Source organism: Oleiphilus sp. HI0125 (genome assembly GCF_001635355.1).
Genome location: NZ_LWGF01000845.1, coordinates 42,499 through 52,355, shown reverse-complemented (window position 1 = coordinate 52,355; position 9,857 = coordinate 42,499). Strand labels below are relative to the sequence as shown.

8 protein-coding genes are annotated in these 9,857 nt (G+C 46.0%); 6 read left to right on the top strand and 2 right to left on the bottom strand.

Annotated elements, in window-relative coordinates; translation table 11 throughout:
* The first annotated feature begins 11 nt into the window (after window positions 1–11).
* The 4 genes from A3762_RS13935 to A3762_RS13920 are packed head-to-tail and all read left to right on the top strand — an operon-like array spanning window position 12 to window position 4,479.
* Window positions 12–1,331: an aspartate aminotransferase family protein gene (locus A3762_RS13935; RefSeq protein WP_068475933.1), complete on the top strand. Its 1,320-nt coding sequence runs from the start codon at window positions 12–14 to the stop codon at window positions 1,329–1,331.
* A gap of 7 nt (window positions 1,332–1,338) precedes the next feature.
* On the top strand, window positions 1,339–2,826 hold the full coding sequence (locus A3762_RS13930) for a CoA-acylating methylmalonate-semialdehyde dehydrogenase (protein ID WP_068475934.1): 1,488 nt from the start codon (window positions 1,339–1,341) through the stop codon (window positions 2,824–2,826).
* A gap of 9 nt (window positions 2,827–2,835) precedes the next feature.
* Entirely contained in the window at window positions 2,836–3,192 is a 357-nt protein-coding gene (locus tag A3762_RS27630) for a cupin domain-containing protein (protein ID WP_068475935.1), read from the top strand.
* A 6-nt stretch (window positions 3,193–3,198) separates the two neighbouring features.
* Window positions 3,199–4,479 carry an FAD-binding oxidoreductase gene (locus tag A3762_RS13920; protein ID WP_068475936.1) on the top strand — a complete coding sequence of 427 codons (1,281 nt, stop codon included), beginning with the start codon at window positions 3,199–3,201 and terminating at the stop codon, window positions 4,477–4,479.
* A gap of 212 nt (window positions 4,480–4,691) precedes the next feature.
* Here A3762_RS13920 and A3762_RS13915 read toward each other — a convergent pair whose 3' ends face one another.
* Together A3762_RS13915 and A3762_RS13910 are read right to left on the bottom strand one after the other, a co-directional pair.
* On the bottom strand, window positions 4,692–6,053 hold the full coding sequence (locus tag A3762_RS13915; protein ID WP_068475937.1) for a glutamine synthetase family protein: 1,362 nt from the start codon (window positions 6,051–6,053) through the stop codon (window positions 4,692–4,694).
* A gap of 10 nt (window positions 6,054–6,063) precedes the next feature.
* Window positions 6,064–7,512 (bottom strand): NAD-dependent succinate-semialdehyde dehydrogenase, encoded by a 1,449-nt coding sequence (locus A3762_RS13910; RefSeq protein ID WP_068475938.1) that lies wholly within the window; start codon window positions 7,510–7,512, stop codon window positions 6,064–6,066.
* A gap of 189 nt (window positions 7,513–7,701) precedes the next feature.
* Here A3762_RS13910 and A3762_RS13905 point away from each other — a divergent pair, with 189 nt between their 5' ends.
* Together A3762_RS13905 and A3762_RS13900 are read left to right on the top strand one after the other, a co-directional pair.
* A complete protein-coding gene (locus A3762_RS13905) occupies window positions 7,702–8,493 on the top strand; it encodes a gamma-glutamyl-gamma-aminobutyrate hydrolase family protein (protein WP_082869137.1) in 792 nt (263 codons plus the stop codon).
* 9 nt (window positions 8,494–8,502) lie between these two features.
* Window positions 8,503–9,855, top strand: a complete 1,353-nt coding sequence (locus A3762_RS13900) for a glutamine synthetase family protein (protein WP_068475939.1) — start codon at window positions 8,503–8,505, stop codon at window positions 9,853–9,855.
* Window positions 9,856–9,857: the final 2 nt, after the last annotated feature.

Below are 9,857 nucleotides of genomic sequence, written 5' to 3'. Positions count from 1 at the left end.
AGGCTTTGTAAATGTCGAACTCTGACTTTGGTAATAACAATGCATTTTGGATGCCCTTCACGGCTAATCGACAATTCAAAAAACAACCACGCATGCTCGTCTCAGCAGAAGGAATGCACTACACCTCTGATGATGGTCGTACAATTTTAGACGGTACCGCCGGCTTATGGTGTACTAACGCAGGGCACGGTCGCGAACAAATTTCGCAAGCAGTTAGTCAGCAAATTCGAAATCTAGATTTTGCGCCGACCTTCCAAATGAGTCATCCACTACCACATCAACTTGCTGATCGCTTGGTGAAGCACTCGCCAGAGAATATGGATCATGTGTTTTTTACCAACTCAGGTTCAGAGTCTGTCGATACGGCATTAAAGATCGCTTTGGCTTATCATCGCGCAAAAGGCAATCCTTCAAAAACACGTTTAATTGGCCGTGAACGCGGATATCACGGTGTCGGCTTTGGCGGTATTTCAGTTGGCGGCTTAGGTAACAATCGACGTGCTTTTGGTAGCTTGCTTACCGGCGTTGACCATCTACCTCATGCATATTTACCAGAACAGGCTTTTGCAAAAGGCCAGCCACCAGAAGGCGCCTATTTAGCTGATGCGCTTGAAGACATGGTTCTTCTTCATGGAGCAGAGAATATCGCTGCAGTTATTGTCGAGCCTTTAGTCGGTTCTGCTGGCGTTTACGTTCCGCCACAAGGCTACCTAGAAAAGCTACGCGCAATTACCTTGAAACACGATATTCTTCTTATTTTCGATGAAGTAATTAGTGGTTTCGGTCGTATCGGAACACCATTCGCGTCGACCCGATTCGGCATTACACCAGATCTAATGACGACGGCAAAAGGCCTCACAAATGGCGCTCTACCAATGGGTGCAGTATTTGCTGGTAATCACATTCATGATGCATTTATGCATGGGCCTGAAGAAGTCATCGAGCTATTCCATGGTTATACGTATTCAGGACATCCTGTTGCTGCAGCGGCCGGACTTGCAACGCTAGATATTTATGAGCAAGAAGGTTTATTTGATCGCGCTTTAGAGCTCGAAGAATATTGGCAGACGGCCGTACACAGCCTACGCCGCTATGACGAAGTCAAAGACATTCGTAACCTCGGCCTAGTAGCAGGCATTGAACTTCATAGCGGAGATAAACCTGGAAGTAAGGGCTACGAAGTCTTTACGCACTGTTTCTGGAAAGGAAATACCCTAGTGCGATGCACAGGCGATACGATTGCACTATCTCCACCACTTACTATTAATCACGAACAAATTGACCAATTAGTCGCTGCGTTAGGCGATGCAATTGAAAGCTTAAAAAACTAGGTGAATTATGGATCAACTAACACACTTTATTAATGGCGAATTCACAGCAGCGAGCGCACGTACAGCGCCTGTTTATAATCCTGCTACTGGCCAACAAACTGCAGAAGTATCACTCGCAAGCGTTGCAGAAACTGAAAACGCGATTGCAGTAGCAAAAGAAGCATTTACTTCTTGGTCTGCGGTAACGCCACTGAATCGCTCTCGAATTCTTTTCAAGTTTAAAACTATTCTTGAAGCGCGTAGAGACGAGTTAGCTGCGGCAATCACAAAAGAGCATGGCAAAGTATACGAAGACGCTTGCGGAGAAATCACCCGCGGTTTAGAAGTTGTCGAATTCGCTTGCGGTATCCCACAATTATTAAAAGGTGACTTCACTGAGCAAGTAGGTCGCGACATTGATGCTTATTCAACGAGCCAGCCTCTTGGCGTTGTGGCGGGCATTACGCCTTTTAACTTCCCTGCGATGGTACCTATGTGGATGTGGCCAATCGCCATTGCTACGGGTAACACCTTTATCTTGAAGCCTTCAGAAAAAGATCCAAGCGCAACATTTTTAGTTGCTGAGTGGTTAAAAGAAGCGGGTCTCCCTGATGGCGTGTTCAATATCGTAAACGGTGACAAAGAGTCCGTTGACGTCTTACTCACTCACACAGACATTGAAGCAGTAAGCTTTGTTGGCTCTACGCCAATTGCTGAATATATCTACTCTACCGCTTCAAAACACTGTAAGCGCGTTCAAGCACTAGGCGGTGCAAAGAACCACCTAATTGTTATGCCTGATGCAGACCTAGATGGCGCTGTGAATGCGCTAATGGGCGCTGCATACGGTTCTGCTGGCGAGCGTTGTATGGCTATTTCTGTTGCCGTTGCGGTTGGTGATATTGGCGATGCACTAGTTGAGAAACTTGCTGAGAAAACACGTCAACTTAAAGTAGGTAATGGCGTAAACCATAGATTAGATATGGGGCCTCTGGTTACTAAAGAGCACTTAGCAAAAGTAAAAGGCTATGTAGATCTTGGTGTGGAAGAAGGCGCAACGCTAGTTGTTGATGGTCGCGAGCATACAGTAGAAGGTCACGAAGATGGTTACTTCATGAACGGCTGTTTATTCGACAATGTTTCTACCGACATGCGTATCTACCAAGAAGAAATTTTTGGTCCAGTACTATGTGTCGTACGCGTACCAGACTATGCGACCGCAGCCAAAATGATTAATGATCATGAGTACGGCAACGGCACATCTATCTACACGCGCTCTGGAAGCATCGCACGTAAGTTCGCGCATGACATTCAAGTCGGCATGGTAGGTGTGAATGTTCCAATCCCTGTACCAATGGCATTCCACGCATTTGGCGGTTGGAAACGTTCATTGTTTGGATCGAATCATGTTCACGGCGAAGAAGGCGTGCGTTTTTATACCAAGCGCAAAGCCGTTACCATCCGTTGGCCAGGAGACGGTTTAGCGGCAGAGTTCAATATGCCAACCATGAAGTAAGAGGCTTTTATGTCTATCAATGATATAAAGTCCCTTGATGTTTCCGATATTCAGGTAGATAGCTATCTACCTGATGCGGAAAAAATTGTGAAAGGCACGCCACATCAAAATGTATGGAATGCATTCTCGTCTCGCGATGAGAAATTCCATGCCGGCGTTTGGGACGCACAGGCCGGTGCTTGGACTGTTAGTTATGATGAAGACGAGTTCTGCTACATACTAGAGGGCGAGTCGATCATTCACGACGAATCAGGGCAAAGCAAGACAGTTAAAGCTGGCGACACTTTTACCATTCCTGCAGGATTTTCAGGTACCTGGGAGGTGCCCAAATACTGCAAAAAAATCTATGTAATCTACGAGGCGTAATCCAATATGCGTACCGAGCACACTGAATCCTATTATGCAGCAACCCGTCATGATCGCAATGATAGGCCCGCACTGAAGGACAACATTGATACAGACGTGTGCATTATCGGTGGTGGCTACACTGGCATATCTAGCGCATTACACCTCGCCGAAGCAGGCTTCAAGGTCGTCGTACTTGAAGCCGCACGCCTTGGGTTTGGAGCAAGTGGTCGCAATGGCGGCCAACTTGTAAATAGTTACAGTCGAGATATCGATGTCATTGAACGCAACTATGGCAAGACAACTGGGCATAGCTTTGGCGCTATGGCATTTGAAGGTGCCGACATTATTCGCGAGCGCGTCAAAAAATATAATATCGACTGTGACCTAAAACCCGGTGGCATATTTGCTGCGCTTAACGCAAAGCAGATGCACGAGCTAACAGAACAGAAAAAGCTATGGGAACGCTACGGCCATACCGAGCTTGAATTGTTAGATAGCAATGCAGTGCAGAAAGAAATAAATACTGATGTTTATGAAGGCGCCCTCTTAGATCACAAAGGCGGTCATATGCATCCACTTAATTTGTTACTGGGTGAAGTAGCGGCGTTCGAACAACTCGGTGGCGTTGTGTATGAAGACTCTGCCGCATTAAAAATAGAACGAACACGTCGCCCTAAAATACATACCGCTGAAGGAAGTGTGACAGCTGATTATCTTCTTGTTGCAGGCAATGCCTACATGCATGGTTTGGTACCGGAGTTGTCAGCGAAAACGATGCCTTGTGGCACGCAAATCATCACGACCGAAGTTCTCGAAGAGTCCGTCGCAAGCACTCTCATTCCCAACGGATACTGTGTCGAAGACTGCAACTACAAACTCGATTACTACCGTATCACTGGAGACAATCGATTACTGTTTGGGGGTGGAGTCACCTATGGCGGCGGCGATCCAAATTCAATCGAACATTTTCTTCGTCGACATCTTGAGCGTACTTTCCCGCAACTCAAAGGCATCAAATTTGATTATGCATGGGGGGGCGACTTCTTGTTAACGATGAGTCGTTTGCCACAGTTCGGCCGACTCAATGATTCAATCTACTATGCGCAAGGCTACAGTGGTCATGGCGTTACAACCACGCATTTAGCAGGCAAGGTCATTGCGGAAGCGCTGAAGGGCGATGCGACGCGCTTTGATACCTTTGCTAGCTTGAAACACCTTCCCTTCCCTGGTGGGCGCATCTTCCGTGTACCTTACACTGCGATCGGTGCGTTTTATTATGGTCTTCGCGATAAGCTAGGCATTTAAGCCCTAGCTTTAGTCTAACTATTTAGCGACCGCTAGTTCTTCTCTATCTTGCGCACTAAATCTCGTGTGACTTAATCTCAAAGCACGCTCTCAAATTACACACTCAATACCTATAAAACGTATTGCCTACTCTAGAGAGTAACGCGTAAGACAAACAAAAACGCTCTCGAGCACATTATGCTGGAGAGCGTTTTTATCAAAGTAAGGAAACCTTAGATATACGGGAGTAATAATTCGTGCTCTAAGGCACTAATTTGCTGCTCAAAAATGTTTACATCATCCCATTTCACTGCGCTAAACACGCGAATAAACTCAGCACCAAACCAATCGCTAATGCGTGGGTCTGATTCCATCAATCTCAAAGAGTCTCTTTGGTTATCAGCAACGCAAGGATGGTCCTGCTTATAGGCATCACCTGTGACAGGCTCAGGAGCAGTCATCTTTTCGGTAATTCCATGAAACACACCCGCTAACAACGCACTCGTTGCAAGATAAGGGTTTGCATCCGCACCAGCCATACGATGCTCGATTCGAGTCGAAGACAGGCTTCCAGAAGGAATACGCATAGCAACGGAACGATTGTCGTAACCCCACGTTTTACTTGTAGGCGCAAAGGAGCGAGAAGCTAAACGCTTAAAGCTATTCACATTAGGGCTCCACAAGGCTTGGCATGAATCTGCCATATCTAATAAGCCCGCAACTGCGTATTGTAGTAAAGGATTATCCGTTGGGGGTTCACTCGCGAACACATTTGTTCCCGACTCGTCCATCAAACTTAAGTGCATATGCAAGCCATTACCTGCCTCTTCGAGGTACGGCTTCGCCATAAATGTGGCTTGCATACCACGCTTTTTAGCAATGGAAGTAATCACGCGTTTTAAAAGAAGCGCCTGATCTGCAGCAGCCACGACATCGTCGCCATAGTTTAGATTTACTTCAAACTGGCCGGGTGCATATTCAGCGATGACCGTATCAGCAGGAATATTCTGCATATGTGCAGCACTAATTACCTCTTCAATAAAGTCGTTATGATCCGCCAAGTCTTGCATTGCATAGACTTGCGTTGAACTCATTCGATGACCGCTAGCGGGAGATTTAGGTGGCTGCAGCCCGCCATTTTCTGTTCTCTCGGTATCCAATAAATAGAACTCAAGTTCCAAGGCAATACCCACTTTGTATCCCAGTGTGCTAAAACGTTCATTCGTTTTAACGAGGATATTGCGCGGTACAACATCCATCGGCGAGCCATCATCCTCCAACATGGTACAGAGCACTTGCGCACGGCTGAGATCTTCGACCCACGGAACAATCGCTAAAGTGCCCTCAATGGGTTTACAAACATAATCTCGATCGCCTTGTGCAAGACCCAAACCCGCTTCTTCAGTTGATGCTCCTCGGCTGTTTAAACTCATCACCGAGGCAGGTAGGCAACACCCCGTTTGGTACACTTTATCAAGCAGATCAATTTCGATTCGTTTACCTCGAAGAATGCCGTTTTGATCAGGCAACAGTAATTCGATGGTTTGAACCTTAGGATAGCGGTTAAGAAAATCCCTCACTTCTTGGTTTTGCATCATGTACTCCTTAATTTAAACCGCCCATGCAGAGGTATTTAAGTTCCAAATATTCATCCATGCCGTACTGACTTCCCTCTCTCCCCATACCAGACTCTTTAACACCGCCAAATGGTGCCATGGCAGTAGAGATAACCCCTTCATTGATACCAACCATTCCGTATTCCAATGCCTCTGAAACGCGCCACACACGCGCTATATCTTTTGAGTAGAAATATGCAGCCAAGCCATATGGCGTATTGTTGGCTTTTTCGATGACATCGGCCTCGTCTTCAAACACGCTAATAGCCGCTACAGGGCCAAAAATTTCTTGATGAACGATGTCCATGTCACTTGAGATATTGCCAAGGATAGTAGGTTGATAGAACAATCCACCTAGAGAGTGCGGCTCGCCGCCAACGACAACCTCTGCCCCTTTTTGTTTCGCATCCTGAACAAGCCCAGCTATCTTATTGAAACTGGCTTGGTTAATAAGTGGGCCTTGCACCACTCCTTCATCCAAACCATGCCCGACTTTCATTGATTTCACGGCATCACTTAAAGCCTTGACAAAACGATCATAAATACCTGATTGCACGTAAAATCTATTGGCACATACACAAGTTTGACCGGTGTTTCTATATTTAGAAGCAATCGCACCCGCCACAGCTTGTTCAATATCCGCATCATTAAACACAATAAAAGGCGCATTGCCGCCAAGTTCCATCGACACGCGTTTAACCGTATCTGCACACTGCTTCAACAGTAATTTGCCAACCGCAGTAGACCCCGTGAAAGAAAGCTTTTTGATTCGCGCGTCTTGCGAGAATACCTTACCGACATCTACCCCATGACTCGCCGTGACAACATTAAATACCCCAGCAGGAATACCTGCCTTGCCTGCAAGGTCAGCAAGCGCTAACGCACTTAAAGGAGTTGCTTCAGCAGGTTTCAGTACCATGGTGCACCCGGCAGCAAGCGCTGGAGCGGCCTTTCGGGTAATCATCGCTAAGGGAAAATTCCAAGGGGTAATGGCTGCACAAACACCAACACCTTGACGCTGCACCAACATTTTTTTATCTGGGCTGACAGCAGGAATCACATCGCCATAAACACGCTTCGCTTCTTCTGCAAACCACTCAATATACGATGCGGCGTAATTCACCTCTGCATAGGATTCACTAAGCGGTTTACCCGACTCCAAGGTCATAATTTCGGCCAGCATATCCGCAGATTGCTGAACCAACTGAAACCATTTGATCAACAAGCCATGGCGCTCAACGGAGGTTTTGCTCTGCCATGAATTTAAAGCTTGATGCGCGGCATCAACGGCTTGCGTCGCATCTTGCGCATCGCAGTCAGAAACCCTAGCAATACATTTTGCAGTACTCGGATCGACTACTTCATATGTTTTTCCACTGCGGCTGTCTTTCCAGCTACCACCAACATAACTCTGGGTGAACTGTATCGAGATCGGCATCCATCAACCTTTATCTATCAATCAAAAATGTTTATGTCGTACAGATATCTGAACAACAGAGGTGTATAATCTTTTGAACGCAGTATAAATTATTTTGAACGTCAAACAAGTATGGACAACTCGTTTTGAGAGACGATTAAAACCGTATTTGCATCTCTTAATGGCTTTTCATGGTGTAAAAAATATTTTATGCTCCGTACATTAAAGCAAACAACAGGTCATTTTATGGGTTCCTCCAGTAAAAAACCGCTCGTTGGCGTCATTAGTGATGTTAAAGTGATTTCGCCGCATCCATTCCATATCGCGGGAGACAAGTATTTACGTGCTCTCGTTGAAGCTGCTGATGTCGTACCAATCATGATCCCTGCTCTGAATGACATCATGGACATCACACATTGGACAGAGCACTTAGATGGCGTATTTCTAACAGGCGCCTACTCAATGGTTAACCCTTCTCTCTACGGTGAGTCAAAAATTGACGCCGACTTCGACTACGATGATCAACGAGATAATCTTAGTCGCGCACTCATTCAAAACATGCTTAAAGAAGACAAGCCTTTGTTCGCCGTTTGCCGTGGTTTGCAAGACATCAACGTTGCGTTAGGTGGCTCGCTTCATCAAAGCCTTCACGAAGTTGAAGGAATGAATGATCACCGCGAAGATAAAAACGCACCACTAGCTGAACAGTATGCGGATACGCACTCAGTCACGCTCAACGAAGACGGTATAATGCGCAAGATTACGGGACGAAATGATATCCTCGTGAACTCCCTGCATACCCAAGGAATTAAAGAGTTAGGACAAGGGCTTCAAGTTGAAGCAGTCGCCGAAGATGGTCTTATTGAAGCATTCAGCATTCCACAACTTACATTTGGATTAGCGCTTCAGTGGCACCCTGAATGGCAAGTTACTCAAAACCCAATTCAACATAAATTATATGAGGCCTTTGGCGCAGCGTGTAAAACACGTCAGCAACGCTAATCGAATTACATGCAAAAAATCATCAATTGGTTAACCGAAAACAATATCACTGAAGTCGAGTGTATTACGCCAGACCAAACAGGTATTGCTCGCGGTAAAATAATGCCTACAGAAAAATTCATCGCAGAGGCAGGTATTCGCTTGCCAGAATCTGTCATGCTGCAAACAGCCACTGGCGACTACCCGGATGACGAGCTCTATTACAATCTTTTAGACCCTGCTGATATCGACATGATTCTAAAACCAGATGAATGTGCGATGTTTTCTGTTCCTTGGGCATTGGAGCCTTCGGCGCAGATCATTCACGATTGTTTCGATGGTGCAGGCAAAGAATTTCCATTATCTCCGCGTGCCATTTTGAAGAAAGTACTCGCCTTGTTTGATGAGAAAGGTTGGCAACCAATTGTTGCACCTGAGGTTGAGTTATACCTTACTAAGCGCTGCACGGATCCGGATCTTCCATTGGTTCCACCTGTTGGTCGAAGTGGTCGACAAGAGTCTGGTAGACAATCATTCAGCATTGACGCGGCGAACGAGTTCGATCCAATTATCGAAGATATCTACGACTATTGTGAATCGATGAACTTAGATATCGATACAGTTATTCATGAAGAAGGCCCTGCACAGCTTGAATTCAACTTCCGCCATGGAGACGCCTTGCACCTCGCTGATCAAGTATTTGTGTTTAAGAGAGTCGTTCGCGAAGCGGCATTGAAACACAAAATTGATGCGACGTTTATGGCGAAGCCGATTGAAGGCGAGCCAGGCAGTTCGATGCATATTCACCAATCTATTATCGATAAAAAGACTGGCAAAAACATTTTCTCAAATGAAGATGGCGATGCGTCTGAAAACTTTTATCACTATATTGGCGGCCTTCAAGAATATATCCCACAAATGATGCCGATTTTTGCGCCAAACGTGAATAGCTATCGCCGTTTCCAAAGTGGTGAAGATGGCAACGCTCCTGTAAATACTGAGTGGGCAGAAGAAAACAGAACTGTAGGGTTAAGAGTTCCTCAAGCAAATGCCGCTGCGCGCCGTGTTGAAAACCGCTTACCGGGCTCTGATACCAACCCATACCTGGCACTCGCGGGCAACTTGTTATGTGGCTACTTAGGCATGATGAAACAGATTAAGCCGAGAGACCCTGTTGTCGGGCGCCACAACGAAGTAGATGCACCTTATCTACCGTTAAATTTGGAAGCGGCACTAGAAGCGATGTCAAATTGCGATGACATCAAAACCTTCTTAGGCGAAGAGTTTGTGGATGGTTTTATTGGGACTCGCTGGGCGGAGTATGAAGGCTTTAAGCGCGTAATTAGTTCTTGGGAACGTGAATTTTTGCTATCAACGGTTTAATT

Excerpts from the sequence above, each read along its gene's own strand:
- A3762_RS13920 (WP_068475936.1), top strand. The coding sequence starts at position 3,199 with ATGCGTACCGAGCACACTGAATCCTATTATGCAGCAACCCGTCATGAT.
- A3762_RS13910 (WP_068475938.1), bottom strand. The coding sequence starts at position 7,512 with ATGCCGATCTCGATACAGTTCACCCAGAGTTATGTTGGTGGTAGCTGG.
- A3762_RS13930 (WP_068475934.1), top strand. The coding sequence starts at position 1,339 with ATGGATCAACTAACACACTTTATTAATGGCGAATTCACAGCAGCGAGC.
- A3762_RS13915 (WP_068475937.1), bottom strand. The coding sequence starts at position 6,053 with ATGCAAAACCAAGAAGTGAGGGATTTTCTTAACCGCTATCCTAAGGTT.
- A3762_RS13900 (WP_068475939.1), top strand. The coding sequence starts at position 8,503 with ATGCAAAAAATCATCAATTGGTTAACCGAAAACAATATCACTGAAGTC.
- A3762_RS13935 (WP_068475933.1), top strand. The coding sequence starts at position 12 with ATGTCGAACTCTGACTTTGGTAATAACAATGCATTTTGGATGCCCTTC.
- A3762_RS27630 (WP_068475935.1), top strand. The coding sequence starts at position 2,836 with ATGTCTATCAATGATATAAAGTCCCTTGATGTTTCCGATATTCAGGTA.
- A3762_RS13905 (WP_082869137.1), top strand. The coding sequence starts at position 7,702 with ATGCTCCGTACATTAAAGCAAACAACAGGTCATTTTATGGGTTCCTCC.